This window comes from Paracoccus alcaliphilus (assembly GCF_028553725.1).
Classification (GTDB): domain Bacteria; phylum Pseudomonadota; class Alphaproteobacteria; order Rhodobacterales; family Rhodobacteraceae; genus Paracoccus; species Paracoccus alcaliphilus.
On the sequence record NZ_CP067126.1, the window covers coordinates 262582 to 286184 of the forward strand.

General features: G+C 64.4%; 19 protein-coding genes and 2 pseudogenes. 12 read left to right on the top strand and 9 right to left on the bottom strand.

What is annotated here, in order from left to right; translation table 11 throughout:
* Positions 1-794: 794 nt before the first annotated feature.
* Complete coding sequence (locus tag JHW40_RS21590) at positions 795-1958, bottom strand: thiolase domain-containing protein (RefSeq protein ID WP_090617946.1); 1164 nt, start codon at positions 1956-1958, stop codon at positions 795-797.
* Positions 1959-2106: 148 nt separating this feature from the next.
* Between JHW40_RS21590 and yghU the strand changes: the two genes are divergently transcribed.
* Entirely contained in the window at positions 2107-2982 is an 876-nt protein-coding gene (yghU, locus tag JHW40_RS21595; RefSeq protein WP_090617944.1) for a glutathione-dependent disulfide-bond oxidoreductase, read from the top strand.
* A gap of 414 nt (positions 2983-3396) precedes the next feature.
* On the top strand, positions 3397-3750 hold the full coding sequence (locus JHW40_RS21600) for a hypothetical protein (RefSeq protein ID WP_244519404.1): 354 nt from the start codon (positions 3397-3399) through the stop codon (positions 3748-3750).
* Between the two features lie 65 nt (positions 3751-3815).
* Here the strand turns inward: JHW40_RS21600 and JHW40_RS21605 are convergent, their stop codons facing one another.
* The gene (locus JHW40_RS21605; RefSeq protein WP_244519403.1) at positions 3816-3968 is read right to left on the bottom strand and encodes a hypothetical protein; all 153 of its coding nucleotides are present in this window, start codon (positions 3966-3968) and stop codon (positions 3816-3818) included.
* A 737-nt stretch (positions 3969-4705) separates the two neighbouring features.
* Here JHW40_RS21605 and JHW40_RS21610 point away from each other — a divergent pair.
* Positions 4706-6087, top strand: a pseudogene (locus tag JHW40_RS21610) (IS5 family transposase).
* Positions 6088-6131: 44 nt separating this feature from the next.
* Here the strand turns inward: JHW40_RS21610 and JHW40_RS21615 are convergent.
* Positions 6132-6455, bottom strand: a complete 324-nt coding sequence (locus tag JHW40_RS21615; protein ID WP_090613379.1) for a hypothetical protein — start codon at positions 6453-6455, stop codon at positions 6132-6134.
* A 160-nt stretch (positions 6456-6615) separates the two neighbouring features.
* Here JHW40_RS21615 and istA point away from each other — a divergent pair.
* Positions 6616-7536 (top strand): annotated as a pseudogene (gene istA, locus JHW40_RS24275) (IS21 family transposase); the annotation flags it as partial.
* A gap of 50 nt (positions 7537-7586) precedes the next feature.
* Here istA and JHW40_RS21630 read toward each other — a convergent pair.
* Entirely contained in the window at positions 7587-7979 is a 393-nt protein-coding gene (locus tag JHW40_RS21630) for a DUF6634 family protein (protein WP_272849124.1), read from the bottom strand.
* A gap of 405 nt (positions 7980-8384) precedes the next feature.
* Complete coding sequence (locus JHW40_RS21635; protein ID WP_090613376.1) at positions 8385-9326, bottom strand: DMT family transporter; 942 nt, start codon at positions 9324-9326, stop codon at positions 8385-8387.
* 272 nt (positions 9327-9598) lie between these two features.
* On the opposite strand from JHW40_RS21635, the gene JHW40_RS21640 reads away from it, so the two are divergent.
* On the top strand, positions 9599-10492 hold the full coding sequence (locus JHW40_RS21640; protein WP_211657318.1) for a helix-turn-helix domain-containing protein: 894 nt from the start codon (positions 9599-9601) through the stop codon (positions 10490-10492).
* A 24-nt stretch (positions 10493-10516) separates the two neighbouring features.
* Here JHW40_RS21640 and JHW40_RS21645 read toward each other — a convergent pair whose 3' ends face one another.
* Positions 10517-12619, bottom strand: a complete 2103-nt coding sequence (locus tag JHW40_RS21645) for a TonB-dependent siderophore receptor (protein WP_090613374.1) — start codon at positions 12617-12619, stop codon at positions 10517-10519.
* A gap of 228 nt (positions 12620-12847) precedes the next feature.
* Between JHW40_RS21645 and JHW40_RS21650 the strand changes: the two genes are divergently transcribed.
* The 6 genes from JHW40_RS21650 (at position 12848) to JHW40_RS21675 (ending at position 19272) form a co-directional block, all read left to right on the top strand.
* Complete coding sequence (locus JHW40_RS21650; protein WP_090613372.1) at positions 12848-13840, top strand: iron-siderophore ABC transporter substrate-binding protein; 993 nt, start codon at positions 12848-12850, stop codon at positions 13838-13840.
* The gene (locus JHW40_RS21655) at positions 13837-14853 is read left to right on the top strand and encodes a FecCD family ABC transporter permease (protein ID WP_170851843.1); all 1017 of its coding nucleotides are present in this window, start codon (positions 13837-13839) and stop codon (positions 14851-14853) included. Before JHW40_RS21650 ends, JHW40_RS21655 begins: the two co-directional genes overlap by 4 nt.
* Positions 14850-15890, top strand: coding sequence for a FecCD family ABC transporter permease (locus JHW40_RS21660; protein ID WP_090613368.1), 1041 nt, complete (start codon positions 14850-14852; stop codon positions 15888-15890). The genes JHW40_RS21655 and JHW40_RS21660 overlap by 4 nt, the downstream gene beginning before the upstream one ends.
* Complete coding sequence (locus tag JHW40_RS21665) at positions 15890-16714, top strand: ABC transporter ATP-binding protein (protein ID WP_170851842.1); 825 nt, start codon at positions 15890-15892, stop codon at positions 16712-16714. The genes JHW40_RS21660 and JHW40_RS21665 overlap by 1 nt, the downstream gene beginning before the upstream one ends.
* 63 nt (positions 16715-16777) lie before the next feature.
* The gene (locus JHW40_RS21670) at positions 16778-18418 is read left to right on the top strand and encodes an acyl-CoA synthetase (RefSeq protein WP_090613365.1); all 1641 of its coding nucleotides are present in this window, start codon (positions 16778-16780) and stop codon (positions 18416-18418) included.
* Positions 18418-19272 carry a DUF6635 family protein gene (locus tag JHW40_RS21675; protein WP_244519237.1) on the top strand — a complete coding sequence of 285 codons (855 nt, stop codon included), beginning with the start codon at positions 18418-18420 and terminating at the stop codon, positions 19270-19272. Before JHW40_RS21670 ends, JHW40_RS21675 begins: the two co-directional genes overlap by 1 nt.
* Here the strand turns inward: JHW40_RS21675 and JHW40_RS21680 are convergent.
* Entirely contained in the window at positions 19269-19475 is a 207-nt protein-coding gene (locus tag JHW40_RS21680) for a heavy-metal-associated domain-containing protein (protein ID WP_090613363.1), read from the bottom strand. The two genes, JHW40_RS21675 and JHW40_RS21680, sit on opposite strands and share 4 nt — an antisense overlap.
* Positions 19476-19642: 167 nt before the next feature.
* On the opposite strand from JHW40_RS21680, the gene JHW40_RS21685 reads away from it, so the two are divergent.
* Positions 19643-22093, top strand: a complete 2451-nt coding sequence (locus JHW40_RS21685; protein ID WP_170851841.1) for a heavy metal translocating P-type ATPase — start codon at positions 19643-19645, stop codon at positions 22091-22093.
* On the opposite strand, the gene JHW40_RS24345 is transcribed toward JHW40_RS21685, so the two are convergent.
* Both JHW40_RS24345 and JHW40_RS21695 read right to left on the bottom strand, forming a co-directional pair.
* On the bottom strand, positions 22090-22371 hold the full coding sequence (locus JHW40_RS24345; RefSeq protein WP_473094006.1) for a DUF6525 family protein: 282 nt from the start codon (positions 22369-22371) through the stop codon (positions 22090-22092). The two genes, JHW40_RS21685 and JHW40_RS24345, sit on opposite strands and share 4 nt — an antisense overlap.
* Positions 22350-23519 (bottom strand): GTP-binding protein, encoded by a 1170-nt coding sequence (locus tag JHW40_RS21695; RefSeq protein WP_090613359.1) that lies wholly within the window; start codon positions 23517-23519, stop codon positions 22350-22352. Before JHW40_RS21695 ends, JHW40_RS24345 begins: the two co-directional genes overlap by 22 nt.
* Positions 23520-23603 lie beyond the last annotated feature (84 nt).

The window sequence follows — 23603 nt, forward strand, 5'->3', positions numbered from 1 at the left end:
TTCCTGGGTGATTGGCTGGCGGTTAGGCCTGTGTAACCCCTTCCGCAAGCCATTCGTGATTGCGTGTCATGAAATATGATGCAGAAAGATCACGGTTTCGGGATGGGCGGCATGTGGTCAAATCCGGCCACGATGCGGGGTGCGAAACGGTATCGACCGGATTGATGCCGACGGAGGTTCTGCCTCGTCGCAATCAAGGTGTCGCGAGGGGCTGGTCTGCGGTCTGTCCATTGGACCATGACTGCGGCGACCGCCGCGTGACCTCTGCACAACCCACGGGCGACAGCGTCAAGCGGCTCCGCTTTGCCGTCTGCGGTTTGCCCGCCGCTGGCGGCCGGGCAGGGAAGGCGCGTATGCGGCCCGATACGCGGCGGCATTATTGGCAGGCTTCATCAGGCAATCCTTCAAGCGCGGCGGCAAGCTGCCGCATCGCCGGTGCGGGCAGAGGCTGGATCGGCCGCAGCAGCCCGGCGCGGGCGATCATGGCTTCGGTCGCGTTCCAATCATCGCTATAGCCAAGCGAGAAACCGTCGGCGGGATGGGCGCTGTGCCGCCAGCATCCGCACCGCCTTTTCGCGGCGTAGGGCGGGGGTCTTGACGCCGACAATCAAGAGGCGCCCAAGCAGCCCTGCACTGAAGGTGAAGGGCGTGGTGAACGGGAACGGCATTATCTGCCCGGGCATTGGACGCCACCCTGATCGGAAAGGCATTCGACATCGACTCGATCGCGGCGCTTTACGATCCCTCGGCCAGACGGCCACCGTCCGGTAACGCCAGTTCGCAATGTTCATTCATCAGATCCCCACCGCTTGCAGCACAGTGGCATAGTTGGCGACCGCCGCGCCCCCCATATTGAAGGTCAGGCCCCATTCGGCGCCCTTGCGCTGCATGTCCCCTGCCTGTCCGGTCAGTTGCCGAAACGCCAGCGCGTGCATGGATACGCCCGTCGCGCCCACCGGATGACCCTTGGCCTTCAGACCTCCCGAGAGATTCACCGGGGTCCGGCCATCGGCCATCACCGTGCCATCCTCGATGGCGCGCGCGCCTTGTCCCCTGGGCGTCAGGCCCATCGCCTCATAGATCAGCAGTTCGGCCGGGGTGAAGCAGTCATGCACCTCGGCGAAGTCCAGATCGCCGACGGTGATCCCGGCAACCTCATAAGCCTGCCGGATCGCCCTCTCTGGCCCTTCGAAGGCGATGAATTCACGGCGGCCCATCGGCAGGTAATCCGAGACATGCCCGGCTGCGGCAATCCGGACGCGCCGGGCCGCCGACGGCTGGGATGTCAGGACCACGGCGGCGGCGCCATCCGTCACCAACGAGCAATCCGAGAGCCGCAGCGGCGGTGCGATCAGCGGGTTCTTCTCACTGACCTCACGGCAGAATTCATAGCTTAATGGCTTGTGCATCTGCGCCAGCGGGTTCTTCATCGCATTGGTGTGGTTCTTGGCGGCAATACGGGCCATCGCGTCCAGCGGATCGGCATATCGCCCGGCATAGGCCTGCGCCGCGAGCGCGAATACCTGCGGAAAGCTCAGCGCGGCCTCGCCCGGATCGTTCTGATAGCCGGCCCCGGCAAGGGCCGTGGTCACATCCGCCGTGCTGCGATGGGTCATCTTTTCGGCCCCCACCACCAGCACGTTGCGCGCGCCTTTGGCACGGATCATGTTCAGCCCGGCATGGATCGCCGCCGCGCCCGAGGCGCAGGCATTCTCGCAACGCGCAGCAGGCTTGAACCGCAGGGCGGGATGGGCCTGATGGATCAGCGACGAGGCGAAACCGTCCGGCACAAGGCCCGAGTTGAAATGCCCCAGAAACACCGCGTCGATCTCGGCCGGGTCGATCCCGGCCTCGGTGATCGCCTCTTGTGCGGCGGCGACAATCAGTTCTTCGAGCGTTTCCTGCAGGCGGCCGAATTTCGTGTGGCCACTGCCAACGATGTAGATGTCGGATGTCATGTCCAGTTCCTCCCGCGCTCATTGTTCCCCAGGCCGAGGCTGATGCATATCCCGAAAAGCAGGACAGCATGGTTGGCCCGAGCCGTGCGGCGGTTGATGTTCGGCACCATCCCCCACATCTTGAGATCAGACAGCGACAGGAGATGACATGAAAGACGACTATACCCCGCCCAAGGTCTGGAAATGGGAAAAAGACAACGGCGGCGAGTTCGCCAGCATCAACCGCCCCATCGCCGGGCCGACCCATGACAAGGACCTGCCGGTCGGTCAGCATCCCCTGCAGCTTTATTCACTGGCCACGCCCAACGGGCAGAAGGTCACGATCATGCTGGAGGAGCTGCTGGAGGCCGGGTTCGATGCCGAATACGATGCGTGGCTGATCCGCATCGGTGAAGGCGACCAGTTCGGCAGCGGTTTCGTGGCGGCGAACCCTAATTCCAAGATCCCGGCGCTGATGGATCATTCGGTCACGCCACCGCGGCGGGTGTTCGAATCCGGCTCGATCCTCGTCTATCTGGCCGAGAAGTTCGGCGCCTTCCTGCCGCGTGATCCCGCTGCACGGACCGAGGCACTGAACTGGCTGTTCTGGCAGATGGGTTCGGCGCCCTTCCTTGGCGGCGGTTTCGGGCATTTCTACGCCTATGCGCCGGTCAGGATCGAATATGCCATCGACCGTTACACGATGGAGGTGAAGCGGCAGCTTGATGTGCTTAACCGGCATCTGGCCGACCACCGTTTCATGGCGGGCGAGGAATATTCCATCGCCGATATGGCGACCTGGCCCTGGTACGGGCAGTTGATCGCGGGCAAGGCCTATGGCGATGCGGCGACCTTCCTTGACGCCGGGATCTACGGGAATGTGCGTCGCTGGTATGACGAGATCGCCGCACGTCCCGCCGTTCGGCGCGGGATCATGGTCAACAAGACCTCGGGCAAGCCTGCCGAACAGCTGTGGGAACGCCATGACGCCTCGGATTTCCTGACCCGGACGCAGGACAAGATCAGCGAAAAGACCGAGGGGTAAGTCGCAAGGGAAAAGCCCGGCTTGCGTCGGGCTTTTCCAAAGACAATACACGGTTCAGAGCGCGATTGGTCCACCACCTAGCCTCTCAGAAGCCACCGCGCCAACTCGGCCGACAGCCACCAAGACAGAGGTGACAATTCTATGTCGTCACCACGAAATAGTGACCATTTTTGATGTGAAGAATAAACTAAGATATTGATTTTACTTTATGTATTTTGCGATTTTCAAGGCTTGTCCATTTTCACCGCCATTCCTGGCCATTGAGCTACCCCCCGATTTTTTGGGCACTGACATAAGCTATGATTTGCAGTCTGCTGATCTTCGACGAAAAGGAGATCAGAACCAGTAGTCGGGCCGGTGCGCCTCGATCCAGCCAACAAGATCCGAGGCGAAAGCCGGGCAGAGGGCGGAAGCATGACCAGAGACCGCCGCGCCTGGGGCGTGATGAGTGAAAATGGCGACCTGTCCCGGCCAGGGCCTGGCAATCTTCCGCGTGAGCCAAGACAGGTGATCGAAGTGAATCGCGACGATATCTTCGGACGTGATGAACTCCCCACTGGCGCTGCGGATCCGGCCGTAATCAGGCATTGCCCGCGCCGCACATTTCATCGCCGTGTCCGGATCGCCCAGCAGTGCAAAGTCGGTTCAGAGCGTGCAGCACAGCAGCCGACAGTTGCCGAAGGTCAGAACCCGCTTCTGGGCAAAGCTCACCCCGGCAGCCTGCGCGATCCGGACCAGGGTCGTGTCGTCGAGCGTGGCGCCATATAGTCATGGTTATCGGGAATAACCCAGATCCGCGCGGGCGGCACCAGCCGCCCGAGCCGAGACAGCGCCTAGGGCCAATTCCGATGCGGATCGTTGGCCAGATCGCCCGCGGTGATCAGCGCGTCGAGACCACGCAACACCGGCACGATCCCGGAAAACGGATCGTGCCCGGCGTGAGCCCAGAGGTCAACGTGTAGGTCGGCCGTGATCAGGATATTCATTGGATGCGCGCCTCTACGGCAAGATCGAGTTCGACCCGGCACTCGTTCGGATTGAAAAAACGGGCCCCATAAACGGGATGCGGGACATGGGGACTCCTTTCGGCAAAGCGGCGCCAGCAGCCGGAAACCGGCCGAGCAGGGAGGGATGGCTCTGGACAGGGGTGCGAGGCCGACGTCCGGCTCAGTGGGTGTGAGCGGGTGTGAGCGGGAATCCGGGCCGGGCAGGGCCGTGATGGCGCCTGGGCCTCAGGGGTATCTTGTCCAGGGCCTGGAGGGATTTCATATTGCGACATCGTATCGACCTTCGAGACATGGCTCCGCCGTTCGGAGAAGCGGCGCATTCCGGCGGAAACGCGGTGGTCGGGAAACTGCGGAGGTCTGGCGAGCTTCAGGCCGTTCCTATCGCTCCAAATGAGATTGCGGCGACCTTACCGGTCAGTATCCGGACGATCAACGGGTAAGGTCCGCGGCCGGATGACGAATCGCAACCGCAGGCGACGGTCGGCCGGATTCCGTCAATAAATTGAAATCAAATGATTTTGTTCAGATCAAGCCGTGGTAATGGCCATTAAATGATTGTATATATGGTCAAAAAAGGGGCCGGAATGGTCACTATTGAGTCGACTCTGACCAACGCGGAACGCGTTGATATTGCGTGATCATCCTGCAGTTTTGTTGGTGTTTTCTTGCAGGATTTTGTAATCTTGACGCAGAAACCCTGCAATTTGTGATCGCCAATGAAGCCCCATTTCCGGACCGCCGAACAGGATGATCTTCTGCGCCCCAGGCTGGTGGATATGATCGATCCGCGCCACGAGTTGGTGAAGCTCGCGGCGCTGATCGACTGGGAGTTCTTCGAGCGGGAATGGGCCGGGTTCTTCCCCTCGGCGACGGGGCGCCCGGCGACTTCTCCGCGTCTGATCGCCGGGCTGATGTATCTGCAGCATGCGTTCAAGCTGTCGGACGAGGCGGTGGTCGCCCGTTGGGTCGAGAACCCCTACTACCAGCATTTCACCGGCGAGACCTTCTTTCAGCATCGCCCGCCTATTGATCCGTCATCGCTGGTGCGCTGGCGCAAGAGGATCGGTGAGTGAGGCGTGAGCCGCCACTGGTTCAAGGCCACGCCGAACGCGTGGAATGGCTGTTGACCAAGACGATCGAGGCTGGCCGCAGTTCCGGGACGATCACCGACAAGGTCCTGAAACGGGTGGTGGTCGATACGACGGTCATGGAAAAGAACATCGCCCATCCGACGGACGCCCGGCTCTACGAGCGGGCCCGCGCCCTGCTGGTTGGTCTGGCGAAGAGGGCCGGGATCGAACTGCGCCAGAGCTATGCCCGTCTTGCACCGCGGCTGGCGATCCAGGTCGGGCGCTACGCCCATGCCCGCCAGTTCAAACGCATGCGCAAGGCGCTGCGCCAACTCAAGGGCCATGTCGGCCGGGTGCGTCGCGATCTGCGCCGGCACCTGCAGGACATCCCGCAAAGCCCCCTGCGCGAGAGGGTTGTGGACGCCCTCTGGCTGGTCGGCCGCCTGCTGGAACAGGGACCAAAGAGCCGCGACAAGGTCTATTCCCTGCACGAGCCCGAGGTCGATTGCATCTCCAAAGGCAAGGCACGGGTGCGATACGAGTTTGGCACCAAGGTCAGCCTCGCCACGACCCTTGTTGGCGGCCTCATAGTTGGCGCCCGCAGCTTTCCCGGCAATCCCTATGACGGCCACACCCTGGCACCGGCCCTCGAACAGGTCGAAATCCTGACCGATACGAGGCCCACACTCGCCCTGGTCGACCGCGGCTATCGCGGGCATGGCATCGAGACCACCCGCGTCCTGATCAGCGGCCAGCGGCGCGGTATCACCCCGGCGCTGGCGAAGCTCCTCAAACGGCGCAGCGCCATCGAGCCCGAGATCGGCCATATGAAATCAGACGGCAGATTGGCCAGATGCCCCCTCAAGGGCAGGATTGGTGATGCCATCTTCGCCGTGCTCTGCGCCTGCGGCCACAACATCCGCAAGATCCTCGCCCATATCAGGGCCTTTTGGGCCTTCGTCATCCGCTTAATCCTCGGCATCATCGTGGTCGTTAACAGACCACTTCAGATGCAGGGCGCGGCATAATCGCGTTGTTCAGAACCGACTATTGAGCGGGGCTGGGCATGGGATTACTCCGTGAACTTCCAGGGTTTCGACTGCGGCATGTTGCCGGGCGTGTCAGGGGTGGTGACGACAGGAGTGGCCGCAGGGGGCACAGTTGTCCGGGTCGGGGCAGGGCGGCTGGCAATGGCCATGGCGGTATCATCGTCACAGTCCTGATCGGGGATCACCTGGCCGAACCCATCGGAGGCAGCGCGCGGCGTCTGCCGATTGGCGGTCATATCGAAGCCGATAAACAGCCGATCCTCTTCCTGTTTGATCCGGGCCGAAGACCAATCTTCGGCGATCAGACCCGTAAGGGTCGTCGCGGATGTGCTACGCTTACGGATCACATCGACAGCTTGCAGGACAATCTGGCGATCATGGATCTTGCGCTGCGGGTCCGCCCCTCGCAGTTCGCGCCTCGCGGCCAGCCATTCGCGCGCAGTGACACCTTCAAAACCTGGATGGACCGCACCAACCTGAAGTTTCTGGCCTCCGACGTAAACCGTCAGCCGGGCGTTCCTCGTCAGGGCCTATCTGCTCCAGACCCACGAGATGCTGTTCGATGCGCATTTGCATGCATTCCGGGTCTTTGAGGGCGTGCCTGGCCGCGGGATCTACGACAACATGAAGACGGCGGTGGACCGCGTGGGCGTGGGCAAGAAGCGCGATGTGAATGCGCGGTTCCTCTCCATGACCAGCCACTATGTCTTCGAGCCCGACTTCTGCAACCCGGCGGCGGGGTGGGAGAAAGGCCAGGTCGAGAAGAACGTGCGTGATGCGCGCCACCGGCTCTGGCAGGTGATGCCCGCCTTCCCGGATCTCGATGCGCTGAACCAGTGGCTGGAACAGCGCTGCAAGGCGCTGTGGGCCGAGACTGCGCATGGCAGCCTGCCCGGCAGCATCGCCGATGTCTGGGAGGCCGAGAAGCCTGCGCTGATGCCGCTGCCCACGGTCTTCGATGGCTATGTCGAGCACAGCAAGCGGGTGTCGCCGACCGCCCTCGGCGTCCAGGCCATCGAGCATCACCGCAAACGCGTGCGCTTCTTCTCGACCGTCGAGCTGGTGAATGCGCTGGAACAGGAAAAGGCGCAGGGAAAGACCGGAAAGATCGCAGATGCACTGGTGAAGACCGAATTGGTGATCCTCGACGAGCTGGGATACCTGCCTTTCAGCGCCTCGGGCGGTGCGCTGCTGTTTCATCTTCTCAGCAAACTCTACGAGCGCGCCAGCGTCATCATCACCACCAACCTGAGCTTCAGTGAGTGGGCCAACGTCTTCGGTGATGCCAAGATGACCACCGCGCTGCTCGATCGTCTCACCCACCGCTGCCATATCCTCGAGACCGGAAATGACAGCTATCGCTTCAAGGCCAGTTCCGAGACGGCGAAGAAGAAACGAAAGGAGACACCAGCATTGACACCAGCATGAACCAGAAAACATAACAACCGGGCGGGTCAGATCTTGGTGAAAATGCCGGGTCAGTTCTCGGTGACATCCAACAGACCCAGACGGATCAAGCCCTGCAAGCTGCGGGCCCAGCCAGCAGATCGGTCAATCACCAGCAGTCGCGGTGTCAACACAGGGCGGCGCCCGAGGCGGGGATCATTCATCAGAACTCCCCAAAGCGCAGGAAACCCTTGCATGGAAAGGCAGGGCTGCCAGGCCTCAAGGACGATCGCGTGTGCGAGATCATTGGAGCAAGGCGAGAATGCGCAAAGCAAGGCGAGAATGCGCCCGAAATGCGTTTCGACGATCGATGCACGGGCTGTTGTGACCTTTGAGTAGCCGTGAAGGGATGGCGGCAACTGCTCGGCAGCCGGAGCGAGTGAGTCGATAGAGCGGGATAGCATCTTCAGCGGATCTTTCAGCATAAACTGCCGTTCAGGGAACAAAAGATTCTCCGACGCAGCAGCGACGACATTGTAGCTGGCCAGCCAGTGCTACGAGGCTATCGCTGGTCAGTGCCTGAAGTGTTGCTGAAATGTTCCCACTGCGTCAATCGGGCGGCTCGAGTTTCGCACTGGCCTCGGCCTCCGGTTGGTAGGGGAGAGCGAGAAGTCGGCCTTGCTTGTAAGTTCTTGAAATATATCAACGTCGATCAGGTCGACGGTCCAATGGCAAACATTTGGCCAACCAATGGTCGCCGAAACGGACGAAATGGCTTCTTTTTGGCCGTCGGTTCACCCGAATGGCCATTATTTCAGTTGTTCGATATGAGATCGCTTGCTGGTTGATTATCGCAAATAACTAAGATTATGGAATATTCTTGTCTGCCGTCACCCTTGCGGCGTCATGGCCTTGCGTTGGCGGGTGCGTTCGATCCCCAACTGCCGTTCGCGCCATATGATCAGGATACCGGCAAGGATCACCAGTGTCGCGCCGGTCACGACCACTCTGGTGGGGGCTTCGCCGAAGATGAACCAGCCGATCAGCAGCGCGAGAACCATCGAGGAATATTCGAACGGCGCCACCAGCGAGGCATCGGCAAAGCGATAGGCCGAGGTCAGCAGGATCTGTCCCAGCCCGCCCAGAAATCCGGTCATCACCAGCAGCGCCGCCGTTTGCGGGTCGGGCAGCACCCAGCCGAATGGCAGCGTTGCCAGCCCCAGAACCGTTGATGTGACCGAGAACCAGAAGACGATGGCCGAGATCCTCTCTTCCTGCACCAGCTTGCGCACGAATATCTGTGCCAGCGCCGCGCAGCAGGCCGCGCCAAGCGCCAGGATCGCGCCAAGGGTGCGCAGCGGGTCTTGCGCGCCAGAGGTCCCCAGTTGCGGCGACAGCACGATCAGCACGCCGGTCAGCCCCAGCCCGACCATGCCGAGGCGAAAGATGCGCACATCCTCGCCCAGAAACATCGCTGCGAAGATCACCACCAGCAGCGGCGCGGCATAGCCGATGGCGGTCACCTCGGGGAATGGCAGCAGCGCCAGTGCCCAGAAACCCAGCGCCATGGATGTGGTGCCAACGATGCCGCGATAGAAATGGCCCATCGGGCGATGGGTCTTCAGCCCGACGCGCAGCTGACCCCGCGCGGCCAGCCACAGCAGGATCACAGGCAGCGCAAAGAACGAGCGGAAAAACACCTGCTGCCCCGGCGGCACGCCCAGCCCGCCATCCGAGGTCACCTTGACCAGCGCCGCCATTGCCGTGAACACGGTGACGCTGCCGCATTTCAAAAGAATGCCAAGAAGTGGCCGTTGTGCTGGGGCTGCCATGTCGGGATTCGCAAAATGATCCCCTTCGGTTACGCCGGGTTTGCATCATCTGCAAGCACTGCTTGCGGCCTGCGCCTTTGTGGCGGCGGCTATGGCATTTCTGCGCGGCGGCGGAAGCCATCCGCATCAGGATTGCAAATCACCGGCGGATCACGCAATATCCGTCGTCGTGGATCGCTCCCCAGAACCTGACGGCGCAGGCTTGTAGCCGCGCGGATAGCGTCGGGCAGGTATGCAATCACGCATCCAACCGACAAATGGGGCTTGCAACCATGAGTTATCGGCATTCGATGACGTGCTATACCGAGGGAATCCAGCGGACAGCGCCGGTTCAGTGGCGCGGGCTGGACGGTCTGGTCAGCGTGTTCTGGGAGGCGCAGGCGGATACCGGTGCGACCGGCTATTACCTGTCACCTGACCCTCGTATCATGCTGTTTTTCAACGATGTTTCGTCGCATATCCGCATGTCGAACCGCAGCGACGGGATCGGCCGGGACTGTCGGCCGATGACGCGGGCGATCTATGTTCCGGCGGGGGTGCCGCTGTGGACGCGGACCCATCTGCGGCACCGTTTCTCGCATCTGGATCTGCATATCCATCAGGACCGGTTGCTGCGCTTTCTGTCGCCTTCGGTGGGCAGATCGGCGGCGCTGACCGCCCTGCGCCGTCCCGTCGAGATCGAGGATGTGGATCCCATCGAGACCCTTGCCGGGTTGCTGGTCAACGAGGTGGTGGCACCCGCGCGCCATGCGGTCTTTGCCGAAAACCTGGTGGGCAGCATTGCCTCGGGCCTGCTGGAGATCCCGGACCGAAACCCCGACCATTGTCAGGGCGGGCTGACGGCGGCGCAGATGAAGCGGCTGGATGCCCGGCTGGCCAGCCGCAACGACCGCAGGTTAAGCGTGGCCGAAATGGCCCGGACGGTGGGGTTGTCGGAAAGCTGGTTTGCCCATGCCTTCAAGAAGACGACGGGCAAGACGCCCCTGCAATGGCAGCTGGGCCAGCGGATCGAGAGGGTCCAGACCCTGCTGGTCGAGGGCGATCTGTCGCTGGCCGACATTGCCGCCCAGCTGGGATTTTCCGATCAGGCGCATCTGACCCGAACCTTCCGTCAGATCACTGGCGAAACCCCAGCCGCGTGGCGGCGTGCGCGGCTGCTGGCGTGACCCGTCGGGGCGCGGGACCGGCGATCACCACGTCCGGCGCAGGGTGGCGGAAACCTCGCGACCGGGGTTATAGAAATCCGCGCCCCAGCCGGTATAGGCCACATATTCCCGATCAAACAGGTTGCTGACATTCAGCGACAGCTGGGTATTGTCGTTGACCTGATAGCTGTAGGCGGCGTCGAAGATCGTATTGCCGCCGATCGAGAAGTTGTTGGCGTCCTCGGCGTAAAGCTGGCCGTTGAAGCGCGCGCCCAGACCAAAGGTCATGTCGCCGCGCATGCCGTTGCCCGCCAGCGTGTAATCCACCCAGACCGAGGCGACATGTTTCGGGACCAGCGACAGGCGATTGCCATTGATGTCGGTGGTGCCGCTTTCGACGACCTCGCTGTCCATATAGGCATAGGCCGCCGTCAGGCTGATATTGTCAGCCAGTTCCGCTTTCGCTTCGATATCCAGACCACGCACCCGAACCTCGCCAATCGTTTCGGGCAATTGGGTCTGCGGATTGGTGCGGGTGATGTTGTGTTTGGTCAGATCATAGATTGCCGCCGTCAGCAGCGTGTTCGAACCGGCGGGCTGGTATTTGACGCCAAGCTCATATTGCTTGCCACGCTCGGGCTCGACGGTCAGCGCGGCGGGCACCACCGACTCGGCATAGCTGGCAAAGGCCGAAATCTCGGGCGTGATCTTGTAGGTCAGGGCGAAACGGCCGGTGGTTTCGCTGACATCACCACTGTCGGCGGTGCCCGCCATCAGGTTCGTCTGAGTGGTGTCGATCCAGTCATGCCTGATCCCGGCCGAGGCGATCAGCCGCTCGAAGGTCAGTTCCTGCTGGACATAGACGGATTTCGTTTCCTGATCGCTGCGGGAATGGCCGGTTTGCGGAATGTCATCCGGCGCGCCGGTATAGATCGGGTTGGTCCAGTCGATCCCCTCGCCGACACCTGCCGAGCTGGCGCCATAGAAGCTTTCGGATTCCGACCTTGCGTCGCGATATTCGATGCCGATCAGCGTCCGGCTGGCGATGCCCTGAAACTGCGTGTCATATTGCAGCCGCGCATCGGCAATGAAGGCCCGGGCCCAGCCGCTGTTGCGGATGAAGCTGCGCTTTGCCAGCGTCGAGCCGTCGGTGGGCGTGGCCGAGATATAGGCATAGCCCTGCCCGGTATCGGCATCGCTGTAACGCGCGTTCGAACTGAAGCTGAGCCCGCCGCCGAAATCATGTTCGAACATCAGGCTGGCGGTGCTGCGTTCGACCGAGCGATAGAAGAAATCCGGCTCTCCGAAGAAGGTTTCGCGGTCGAAATCCAGACCCATCGGATGGCCGCCGCTGGTGGGTACGCCGTCGCTGTCCAGATGATCGACGACGAGGGTCAGACTGGTGGCATCGTCGGGACGCCATGTCAGGCCGCCCATCAGGAATTTCTGGTCGTCGCGGGAATGGTCATATTCGCCATCCGCATCGCGCAGCTTGCCGGTCAGGCGCCATGTCAGCGAGCCGTCGCTGTTCAGCCGGTCGCCGAAATCAAAGCCGACCTCGGCCCGGTTGAACGATCCGCCGGTCGCATAGACCTCTCCAAAGCGTTCGTCGCGGGGGCGCTTGGTGACGTAATTGACCATGCCGCCGGGGTCCGAGATGCCGAAGGCGGTCGAGTTCGCGCCCCGGAGCACCTCGACCCGCTCAAAGGCATAGGCCTCTTCGCGCACCGATCCGAAGGCGCGGCCAAGGGTCAGCCCGTCGCGATAGGTATAGGCATCCAGACCACGGACCTTGAAGATGTCGAAACGGTCGTCCGAACCATACATGTCGGTGACCACCCCGGCGCTGTATTGCAGCACCTGCTCGACCGTGTCGGCGCCGCGGCGCTGGATTTCCCGCGAGGTGATGACCGAGACCGAAGCCGGGATATCCAGAATATCGGCCTCCATCTTGCTGCCCGCGGTGCTGCGGGTCGCGACGATGCTGCGGCGGTCGTCATCGCCGGCGATGCCCTCGACCATGATGGGCGACAGCATGGTGGTGTCCTGCTGCGCCATCAGGCCGGTCGGCACGACGGCCACCAGGGCCGAGCATCCCAGCAGGACGGCATGAAGGCCGACCCGGCCGCGTTTTCTTTCCCTGAACATGAATCGGGTTCCACAAGGTTGACATGTCGCGTAAGGCGGCATCGGTGGCCGGCGTCCTTTGACGCGCCTCCTAGCCTGCCGGGCGGGGATTGTATTGAAGAATCCTACGGTTTTTGTCGGATAGCGCGGAAACTTGATCGTCCCCCTGCCCCGGACCTGCCCTGCAGGGTTGACGCCAAGGGGCGAAACTGGAAAGCCGCGCCAAAAGCGACATGGAGAACCCGTCCGATGCTGCTGTCTGTCCGTCCCCTCGCCGCCCTTGCCTTCGGTGCCGCCGCGCTGGCCGCCTGCGCCGCCATGGCTCAGGAGCCCGGCTTTCCCGTCACCGTCGAACATGCGCTTGGCACCACCGTCATTCCGGCCAGACCGGAACGGGTGGCGACGGTGTCATGGGCCAATCACGAGGTGCCGCTGGCGCTTGGCGTGGTTCCGGTCGGCTTTGCCGCCGCGAATTTCGGCGATGACGATGGCGACGGGCTGCTGCCCTGGGTGGCCGCGCGGCTGCAGGAACTGGGGGCCGAACCCCCTGCCCTGTTCGACGAGGGCGACGGCATCGATTTCGAGGCGGTCGCGGCGACCCGGCCCGATGTGATCCTTGCGGCCTATTCCGGTCTCAGCCGGGCGGATTACGAAACGCTCAGCCAGATCGCGCCGGTGGTGGCCTATCCCGATGCGGCATGGGCGACCGACTGGCGGCAGATGATCCGCCTGAACAGTGCCGGGCTGGGGATGCAGGCCGAGGGCGAGGCGCTGATCGACCGGATCGAGGCCGAAATCGACGAGGCCACCGCCGCCCATCCCGCCTTGCAGGGCCGCACGGCGATGTTCGTCACCCATCTGGACACGACCAATCTCAGCACCGTCAGCTTCTATACCGTCCATGACACGCGGGTGAAATTCTTTGCCGATCTGGGGCTGAAGGCGCCGCAAAGCGTGCTGGACGCCTCGGATGGCGGGCAGTTCTCGGGCCAGATCAGCGCCGAGAGGATCGACGCCTTCGACGATGTGGATATCGTCGTCACCTATGGCTCGGACAGTCTGTTGCAGGCGATGCAGGCCGATCCGCTGATGTCGCATATGCCCGCCGTTCAGAACGACGCCATCGTGATGCTGGGCCGCGACCCGCTTGGCACCGCCGCCAATCCGACCCCGCTGGCGATTTCATGGGTGCTGAAGGACTACGTCGCCCTGCTGGCCCGCGCGGCCAACAACAGCGAATGAGCCTGCGCCACGCAGCAGGTTCGGGCCGGTTCAGGCCGCTGTGGCTGGCCGCGCTGGTCGCCGGTCTGGCGCTGCTGTGCATGCTGTCCGTCCGGATCGGCGCGCGTCCGGTCGGCTGGCAGGATGTGATCGCGGGACTTGCTGGCGCGCGCGACAGTATCGGGCAGGCGGCGGTCGCGACCCGCATTCCGCGCACCGCCCTGGCGATGCTGGCGGGGGCGGGTCTGGGACTGGCGGGCGCGGTGATGCAGGGTGTGACGCGCAATCCGCTGGCCGATCCGGGCATCCTTGGGGTGAATATGGGGGCCTCGCTGGCGGTGGTGGTGGGGATCGTGTGGTTCGGTATCTCCTCCGCGCAGGCCTATGTCTGGACGGCGGTTCTGGGCGCGGGGCTGTCGGCGGTCTTTGTCTATACCATCGCCTCGCTGGGGCGCGAACGGGCGACGCCGCTGAAGCTGACGCTGGCCGGAGCGGCGACCTCGGTGGCGTTCTCGTCGCTGGTGATCGCGGTGGTGCTGCCGCGCAGCGATATCGCGGGCGGCGTGCGCTCGTGGCAGATCGGCGGCGTCGGCGGGGCGACCTTCGACGCCATCTCTCATGTGCTGCCGTTTCTGGCGGCGGGGTTTGCGCTGGCGCTGCTGTCGGCGCGGCGGCTGAACTCGCTGGCGCTGGGGGATGAACTGGCCGCCGGTCTGGGAGAGCGCGTGGCCCTTGCCCGCGCCATGGCGGCGCTGGGGGCGATCCTGTTATGTGGTGCGACCACGGCGGTCTGCGGGCCGATCGGCTTTGTCGGGCTGGTCGTGCCGCATATGTGCCGGCTGCTGGTGGGGGTCGATCACCGCTGGCTGCTGCCCTTCTCGGGTCTTGCCGGGGCCTGCCTGCTGCTGGCCGCCGATATTCTGGGCCGCATTGCCGCCCGCCCGGCCGAGCTGGACGTGGGCATCGTCACCGCCATCATCGGCGCGCCGTTCTTCATCTGGATCGTCCGCCGTCAAAGGGTGCGGGAACTGTGACAAGCGCGACCCATATCACCGCCGGGGCCATCGCCGCCAGCCGCCGCCACCGCCTGCGGCGGCGGCATCGGCTGATCGGGCTGCTGCTGGCCATTCTGGCGGCGGGCTTTGCGCTGACGCTGATGCTGGGGCAAAGCCTGACCCCGCCCGGCGATGTGATCCGCGTGCTGCTGGGCCAGCCGGTCGAGGGCGCCAGCTTTACCGTCGGCCAGCTGCGCCTGCCGCGCGCGGTGCTGGCGCTGCTGGCGGGCGCGGGTTTCGGCATGGCGGGCGCGGCCTTCCAGATCATGCTGCGCAACCCGCTGGCCAGTCCCGACATCATCGGCATCAGTTCCGGCGCCAGCGCGGCGGCGGTCTTTGCCATTGTCGTGCTGTCTCTGGATGGTCCGCTGGTATCGGTCTTTGGGGTTCTGGCGGGACTGGGCGTGGCGCTGGCGATCTATGGGCTGGCCTTTCGTAACGGGGTGGCCGGGGCGCGGCTGATCCTTGTCGGCATCGCGGTGTCGTCGATGCTGGACAGCGTGATTTCCTATATCCTGTCGCGCGCCCCCGCCTGGGACCTGCAAGAGGCCATGCGCTGGCTGACCGGCAGCCTGAACGGCGCAAGGCTGGATCAGGCGCTGCCGCTGCTGCTGTCGCTGGGGGTTCTGGGCCTGCTGCTGCTGGCCCGCGCCCGCGATCTGGAGGCGCTGCGGCTGGGCGATGACATGGCCGCCGCGCTGGGGGTGCGGGTCGGGCGGCTGCGGATCGTGGTCATTGTCGCCGCCGTCGGCATGATCGCGGTGGCGACCGCCGTGACCGGACCCATCGCCTTTGTCGCCTTCCTGTCCGGTCCCATCGCCGCGCGGCTGCTGGGGCGCGACGGATCGCTGCTGCTGCCTGCGGCGCTGGTCGGCGCGGTGCTGGTGCTGCTGGGCGACTATGTGGGGCAGTTCCTGTTGCCCGGGCGCTATCCCGTGGGGGTGGTGACCGGCGCGCTGGGGGCGCCCTATCTGATTTTCCTGCTGATCCGCAGCAATCGCAACCGAGGCCTGTGATGAACACCCGCTCCCTGCCCGCCCATATCCTGACCGCCAGCGATCTGTCGGCGGGCTATGGCGACCGCGCGGTCCTGAACGGGCTGGATCTGACAGTGCCACCGGGCCGGATCACCGCCATTGTCGGCGCGAATGCCTGCGGTAAATCGACCTTGCTGCGCAGCCTGTCGCGGTTGCTGTCGCCGCGCCGGGGGCAGGTGCTGCTGGATGGCAGGTCGATCCACCGCACCCCGCCACGGCGGCTGGCGCAGGTACTGGGGCTGTTGCCGCAATCGCCCGTCGCCCCCGAAGGCATCACTGTCGCCGATCTGGTCAGCCGGGGCCGCCACCCCCATCACGGCATGCTGTCGCGCTGGAGCCGCAAGGATGACGAGGCCGTCGCCGCCGCGCTGGAGGCCACCCGCACCACCGCGCTGGCCGAACGTCCGGTGGACGAGCTGTCGGGCGGTCAGCGCCAGCGGGTCTGGATCGCGATGGCGCTGGCCCAGCAGACCGATCTGTTGCTGCTGGACGAGCCGACGACATTTCTGGACATCAGCCATCAGGTCGAGGTGCTGGACCTGCTGACCGACCTGAACCGTTCGCGCGGCACCACCATCGTCATGGTGCTGCATGACCTGAACCTTGCCGCCCGCTATGCCGATTTTCTGGTCGCGATGGCCGATGGCAGGCTGCATGTCAGCGGCACCCCGGAAACGGTGCTGACCGAGGCCAATATCCGCCATGTCTTCGGGCTGGACAGCCGGATCATCACCGATCCGGTCTCGGACCGTCCGATGATGCTGCCCATCGGGCGGCATCGCAGCACGGGCAAGCCGGATTGACCTTCGCCCGCTGTCGTGGCCATCCTGACGCCACAGCGAAACAGCGGAGCCGGAGGTATGGCAATGAGCGCCGGGGCAAACATCTATGACATCGGGCTGGATCAGAACGCCGCAAATTTCGTGCAGCTGTCGCCCCTGTCCTTCATCGCGCGCACGGCCGCGGTCTATCCCGACCTGCCCGCGGTGGTTTACGGCGATGTGCGGCGCGACTGGGCCGAAACCTATGATCGCTGCCGCGCCATCGCCTCGGCCCTGAGCCGTCGCGGGATCGGCAAGGGCGATACCGTCTCGGTCATCGCCGCCAATATCCCCGAGATGTTCGAGCTGCATTTCGCCGTGCCGATGGCGCAGGCGGTGCTGAATACGATCAACACCCGGCTGGATGCCGAAACCGTGGCTTTCATCCTGAACCATGCCGAGGCCAGGGTGCTGATCGTCGATCCCGAATTCGCCGAGATGGCGGAACGGGCGATCAGGATCGCGCATCGCCCCGACATGCTGGTGGTCGATATTCTCGACCCCGCCCTGCCCGATGCGCCGCGCGTCGGGCGGGTGACCTATGACGAGCTGGTGGCCGAGGGCGATGCGGCTTTTGAGTGGTCGCTGCCCGGTGATGAATGGGACGCGATCAGCCTGAACTATACCTCGGGCACGACGGGTGATCCCAAGGGCGTCGTCTATCACCATCGCGGCGCGGCGCTGAACGCCCTGGGTAATATCCTGACCTGGGGGATGCCGCATCACGCGCGCTATCTGTGGACGCTGCCGATGTTTCACTGCAACGGCTGGTGCTTTCCCTGGACGATTGCCGCCAATGCGGGACTGTGCGTCTGCCTGCGCGCCGTCCGGGCCGAGCCGATCTTCCAGCTGATCCGCGATGAAAAGGTGACCCATTTCTGCGGCGCCCCGGTGGTGCTGAACATGCTGGTCAATGCGCCCGACGAATTGAAGGACTTTACCCACGAGGTGAAGGTGATGACCGCAGGCGCCCCGCCCCCCGCCGCCGTGATCGGCAATATGGAGGCGATGGGCGTCGAGGTAACGCAGGTTTACGGGTTGACCGAGACCTATGGCCCCTCGGTCGTCAGCGCGTGGCAGCCGAAATGGGACGGAATCACCGGCGACGAACGCGCCCGGCTGAAATCGCGGCAGGGCGTGCGCTATCTGGCGCTGGAGGGGTTGATGGTGGCCGACCCCGATACCCTCGATCCCGTGCCCGCCGACGGCCAGACCATTGGCGAAATTTTCATGCGTGGAAACAACGTGATGAAGGGCTATATTAAAAACCCCAGCGCGACGGCCAAGGCATTCCGGGGCGGTTGGTTCGCCTCGGGCGATCTGGGGGTGATGCACCCGGACGGCTATGTCGAGATCAAGGACCGATCCAAGGACATCATCATTTCCGGGGGCGAGAACATCTCTTCGGTCGAGGTCGAGGACGTGCTGTATCGCCACCCCCTGATCCTCGAGGCGGCGGTGGTGGCGCGCCCGGATGAACGCTGGGGCGAAACCCCCTGCGCCTTCGTCACGCTGAAACCCGGCGCCGATCTGACCGAGGCCGAGGTCATCGATTTCTGCCGCAGCAATATGGCCGGCTTCAAGGTGCCCAAATCGGTGGTGTTCACGGAACTGCCCAAGACCTCGACCGGCAAGGTGCAGAAATTCGTGCTGCGTGACCGTGCCCGCGATCTGAACGGGGCCTGATGACGCAGATTCCCGGCGCCCTGATTACTCCGGCGCGCGATCCGGTCTCGGTGATGCGCCGGGCCGGGATCCGCCGCTTTGTCCGGGCGCGTTTCGGCCCGCTGGGATCGCTGCGGCTGCATCGCCATGCGCTGGGGCTGGACCTGCTGCGCGCGCCGCTGAATGTCGCGTTGTCGCCGCTGTATCTGCTGGTGCGGATGATCGCCGGGCTGCTCAATCTGGTGCGTTTGCGGCGGGCGGCGGCATGGCTGGGCGCGCGGCAGATATTTCTGACATCGAACATCGCCCGGCAGGTGGAATCCGACCTGAACCGCTTTATCGCCGATCTGGACAGCAAGGGCGCAGGGGTCGCCGCCCCGCCCGAAACGGTCGCGCGGGCGGTCGCCGATTACGCTGGCACGCGCAATGCGGTGGCCGAAATGACGACCTCGGCGCTGGTGCTGCTGGCCGGGTTTTCCATGTTCGAACTGGCCACGCCGGGGGTGATTTCGCTGGCCGGGCCGGTGGCCGAGATGCGGGCGCAAAATCAGGCGATCGACGATTTCGCGCTGGGTCGCGGCCTTGGCCGGCTGTGGTATGGCGCCTTTCCGGTCCGGCAATCGTGGATGCAACTGCTGCTGACGGGAACGGTTCTGACGCTGATCGCCTCGGTCGTGACGACATTTGCGGGGCTGCTGGCCGATCCGTTGCAGGTCCTGACCGGCACCCACCGCCGGCGGATCGAGCGCCTGCTGACTCGCCTCGATGCCGCCGATCCGCAAAGCGGCGCCCTGCCCGAGCGAGAGCATCTGATGGCGCGCCTTGGCGATCTCAGCGATGCGGCGCTGGTGGTCTGGCGCAATCTGCGGGGCTAGGCCGCTTCCGGGGTATAGCCCGCGCCGATAATGACCTCGCGCGCGCGGGCGGTATCGCCGGTGACGGTCAGGCGATGGGCGGGCAGGTCGATGCTGACCTTGGCCCCCGGCATCGCCTCGGCAAAGGCCGCGCGCAGCGTCTTTTCGCAATGGCCGCAGGTCATGTCGGCAATGGTGAATGTGGCTTGGGAATTGTCGCTCATATCGTCCTCAGCTCTTGCGTTTCTTCTGCCCAGATGGGGTGTCCAGCCGCTGGAGGGTCAAGGATTTTCAGCTTCGGCAAGGATTTTTTGCGCCGACCCCTTTACCCTCCCGTTACTGGAGCCCCTATCTGAGATGCCAAGACCTGATGAAGCGACCGGAGACCGCCATGACCGACCAATCCATGCAACTTGGTATCGAGGGGATGAGTTGCGCCTCTTGCGTTGGCCGGGTGGAAAAGGCGCTGAAGGCCATGCCGGGCGTGACCGGGGCCGAGGTCAATCTGGCCACCGAAACCGCCACCCTGCATCACGACGGCAGCATTGCCGCCGATGATGTGGCGCAGGTGCTGGACCGCAGCGGCTATCCCGCGCGGCTGGCCGAGACCACGCTGGATATCGCGGATATGAGCTGCGCCTCTTGTGTGGGGCGGGTGGAAAAGGCGCTGCGGGCCAGTCCGGGCGTGCTGTCGGCGACTGTCAATCTGGCCTCGAACCGGGCGGTGGTCAGCCATCTGGATACGGTCAGCGCGGCGGATCTGGCGCAGGTGGTGACGCAGGCGGGTTATCCCGCCCATCCCCATCAGGCCGGGGGGCATCAGCCCGCAGATGATCGGAACACGCGTGAAATCAATGAATTACGCCGCGATCTTGTCATTGGTTCGATCCTTGCCCTGCCGGTTTTCGTGATCGAGATGGGCGGGCATTTGATCCCTACCCTGCATCACTGGATCGCACATAACATCGGCACGCAGACCTCTTGGCTGCTGCAATTTGTCCTGACCACGCTGGTTCTGATCGGGCCGGGGCGGCGCTTCTATGCCAAGGGGTTCCCGGCGCTGTTTCGCGGCGCGCCGGACATGAATTCTCTGGTCGCCATCGGGACGGCGGCGGCATGGGGTTTCTCGGTCGTCGCGACCTTTTTGCCGGGTCTGCTGCCCGAATCCAGCCGTGCCGTCTATTACGAGGCGGCGGCGGTTATCGTCGTTCTGATCCTGCTGGGCCGCTTTATCGAGGCGCGCGCCAAGGGCCGCACCGGCGCCGCCATCGCCCGGCTGGTCGGCCTGCGTCCGCGCACGGCGCGGGTGGAACGGGGTGGCGACACGACCGAACTTCCCATCGACCGGATCGTCACCGGCGATTTGATCCATGTCCGCCCCGGCGAAAAGATCGCCGTGGACGGGGTGGTGGTATCGGGGCAGTCATGGGTAGATGAAAGCATGATTACGGGCGAGCCGGTGCCGGTGGACAAGGCCAAGGGCGCCGAAGTGACCGGCGGCACGGTGAACGGCAATGGCGCGCTGGTCTTTCGCGCCACGCGGATCGGCGCGGATACGGTCCTGTCGCAGATCATCCGCATGGTCGAAGAGGCGCAGGGCGCGCGGCTGCCGATTCAGGAGCTCGTCAACCGCATCACCATGTATTTCGTGCCTGCGGTGCTGGTGGTGGCGGTGCTGACCGTGGCGGTCTGGCTGATCCTGGGCCCCGAGCCGCGCCTGACCCATGCGCTGGTCGCCGGGGTGGCGGTGCTGATCATCGCCTGCCCCTGCGCGATGGGGCTGGCGACTCCGGTCTCGATCATGGTCGGCACTGGCCGGGCCGCCGATCTGGGGGTGCTGTTCCGTCGCGGCGACGCGCTGCAATCGCTGCAGGGCGTGGTCACCGTGGCGCTGGACAAGACCGGCACACTGACCGAGGGCCGACCGACGCTGACCGGTTTCGAGACCGTCCCCGGCATCGACCGCGACGCGCTGCTGGCCCGGATCGCGGGGGTCGAGGATCGTTCAGAACATCCCATCGCCCGCGCCGTGGTCGAGGGCGCAAGGGCCGAGGGGCTGATCTCCGCCACGCCCGAAGGCTTCCAGTCGCTAACCGGGCTGGGCGTGCGGGCGACGGTCGATGGCCATGACATCCTGATCGGCGCAGGCCGGTTGATGGAGCGCGAGGGGATCGAGACCGGCCCGCTTGGCGACCGCGCCGCCGCGCTGGCGGCAGACGGGCATACGGCGCTGTTTGCCGCGCAGGACGGGCGGATCGCGGCGGTGATCGCAGTGTCCGACCCGATCAAGGACAGCGCCCGCGCCGCCATCGCCGATCTGCACGCGCAGGGGATCAGGGTGGCGATGCTGACCGGCGACGGGCAGCGCACCGCCGACGCCGTGGCCCGCCAGTTGCAGATCACAGAGGTCGTGGCCGATGTCATGCCCGACGGCAAGGTCGAGGCGATCCGCCGCCTGCAATCGCATGGGCCGGTGGCCTTTGTCGGCGACGGCATCAACGACGCCCCGGCCCTTGCCAGCGCCGATATCGGCATCGCCATCGGCACCGGCACCGATGTCGCCATCGAGAGCGCGGATGTGGTGCTGATGGGTTCCGGTCTGGGCGCGGTGGCCAGCGCCTTTCAGATCAGCCGGGCAACGATGCGCAATATCCGCCAGAACCTGTTCTGGGCCTTCGGCTATAACACCGCGCTGATCCCGGTGGCGGCGGGGCTGCTCTATCCCGTGAACGGCATGATGCTGTCGCCGATGCTGGCGGCAGGAGCGATGGCGCTGTCCAGCGTCTTCGTGCTGACCAACGCCCTGCGCCTGCGCCGTATCCAGCCGGTGGCGGGGGCCTAGACCGCGCGCCTCAGCGCCGCCTGTTCCGCGCGGTTCAACCGCTCGATCGCCTCATCGGGCGAGGCCCCCGCCGCCAGTGCCTGCCGCCACAACCGGCGGCAGGACGAGGGCGACCAAGGCAGCGCCGCCTGTGTCAACCATTGCCGCAGAGGCGGCGGCAGCGCGTCATAACGTGCCATCGGACAACCACGCCGACGCCGGGCAGGCTGAGGGGTCGCGCCCAGATTGCCCCCGGCGCGGGGTTCCACCGCGCGGCTCATGCGGCCTCGGGGCGCCATTCAGGGAAGGGGTCCGTCAACCCGCCCCATTGCTGCGGATCATCCACCTGTTCATCAAGGATCAGGCAGGCATCCAGCCGGGCGCGCAGCGTATCTTCGTCCATGCCGCTGCCGATGAAGACCAGTTCCTGCCGCCGGTCGCCCCAGGGCTCGGCCCAGTTGCGGTCCAGAAAGGCGCGGGCGCCGTCGTGGCGCGGCCAGTGATCCTGCGGGATCGACGCCCACCAGCGCCCCAGTGGCCGGACGCTGGCCAGCGCCCCCGCCAGCGAGAATTCGGCCACCCAGTCAGGCCGCGTCGCGATCCAGAAATGGCCCTTGGCGCGGATCACACCGGGCAGTGTATCGCCCAGCAGGTCATGGATCTTGCGCGGCTCGAACGGGCGGCGGGCGCGATAGACGAAGGACGAGACGCCATATTCTTCGGTCTCGGGGGTGTGGCTGGCGTGGTCATACAACTCTTTGGCCCACATCGGATGGCTGTGCGCGCGGTCGAAATCGAACAGCCCGGTATCAAGGATCCGGTCCGCGGAGACGCGGGCAAAGTCGGTTTCGATCAGGCGGGCATCGGCGTTCAGGCTGCGAATGATCTTGCGGGCCGCGTCGCGCTGGGATGCAGAGGCATCGCCGCTCTTGTTCAGGATCACCACATCGGCAAACTCGATCTGTTCGGTCAGCAATCCGATCAGCCCGGCATCACCCCCCTGCCCGCCGAAGTGACTGTGCAGGTTGACGCAATCGACCACCGTCGCCATCGTGTCCAGCCGCGCCACATCCGACAGGCTGCGACCATCGGCATCGGTGAATTCGAAGGTCGCGGCCACCGGCAGCGGTTCGGATATGCCCGAGGATTCGATCAGCAGGTAATCGAAGCGCCCCGCCTCGGCCAGCTTGCGCACCTCGACCAGAAGATCCTCGCGCAGGGTGCAGCAGATGCAGCCGTTCGACATCTCGACCAGCGTTTCCGTGCCCCGGTTCATCCGGCTGCCCGCATCAATCAGGTCGGCGTCGATATTCACCTCGGACATATCATTGACGATCACCGCGATGCGCAGTCCGAGGCGGTTGTTCAGCAGATGGTTCAGCAGCGTCGTCTTGCCCGCCCCCAGAAAGCCGGACAGCACCGTCACCGGAAGCCTGTCATCCGTCATTGTCGTCTCCTTTCCACCATCCAATTATGATATAACATAACATAAATAGACAGGGGAAGGATCACAACCCGAAATGCGGCGACC

Coding starts and splice junctions, on each gene's coding strand:
- JHW40_RS21630 (WP_272849124.1), bottom strand. CDS start 7,979: ATGCTGAAAGATCCGCTGAAGATGCTATCCCGCTCTATCGACTCACTC.
- JHW40_RS21655 (WP_170851843.1), top strand. CDS start 13,837: ATGAGCCTGCGCCACGCAGCAGGTTCGGGCCGGTTCAGGCCGCTGTGG.
- JHW40_RS21665 (WP_170851842.1), top strand. CDS start 15,890: ATGAACACCCGCTCCCTGCCCGCCCATATCCTGACCGCCAGCGATCTG.
- JHW40_RS21645 (WP_090613374.1), bottom strand. CDS start 12,619: ATGTTCAGGGAAAGAAAACGCGGCCGGGTCGGCCTTCATGCCGTCCTG.
- JHW40_RS21675 (WP_244519237.1), top strand. CDS start 18,418: ATGACGCAGATTCCCGGCGCCCTGATTACTCCGGCGCGCGATCCGGTC.
- JHW40_RS21600 (WP_244519404.1), top strand. CDS start 3,397: ATGACCAGAGACCGCCGCGCCTGGGGCGTGATGAGTGAAAATGGCGAC.
- JHW40_RS24345 (WP_473094006.1), bottom strand. CDS start 22,371: ATGGCGCCCCGAGGCCGCATGAGCCGCGCGGTGGAACCCCGCGCCGGG.
- JHW40_RS21685 (WP_170851841.1), top strand. CDS start 19,643: ATGACCGACCAATCCATGCAACTTGGTATCGAGGGGATGAGTTGCGCC.
- JHW40_RS21695 (WP_090613359.1), bottom strand. CDS start 23,519: ATGACGGATGACAGGCTTCCGGTGACGGTGCTGTCCGGCTTTCTGGGG.
- JHW40_RS21680 (WP_090613363.1), bottom strand. CDS start 19,475: ATGAGCGACAATTCCCAAGCCACATTCACCATTGCCGACATGACCTGC.
- JHW40_RS21590 (WP_090617946.1), bottom strand. CDS start 1,958: ATGACATCCGACATCTACATCGTTGGCAGTGGCCACACGAAATTCGGC.
- JHW40_RS21605 (WP_244519403.1), bottom strand. CDS start 3,968: ATGAATATCCTGATCACGGCCGACCTACACGTTGACCTCTGGGCTCAC.
- JHW40_RS21635 (WP_090613376.1), bottom strand. CDS start 9,326: ATGGCAGCCCCAGCACAACGGCCACTTCTTGGCATTCTTTTGAAATGC.
- JHW40_RS21670 (WP_090613365.1), top strand. CDS start 16,778: ATGAGCGCCGGGGCAAACATCTATGACATCGGGCTGGATCAGAACGCC.
- JHW40_RS21650 (WP_090613372.1), top strand. CDS start 12,848: ATGCTGCTGTCTGTCCGTCCCCTCGCCGCCCTTGCCTTCGGTGCCGCC.
- JHW40_RS21640 (WP_211657318.1), top strand. CDS start 9,599: ATGAGTTATCGGCATTCGATGACGTGCTATACCGAGGGAATCCAGCGG.
- yghU (WP_090617944.1), top strand. CDS start 2,107: ATGAAAGACGACTATACCCCGCCCAAGGTCTGGAAATGGGAAAAAGAC.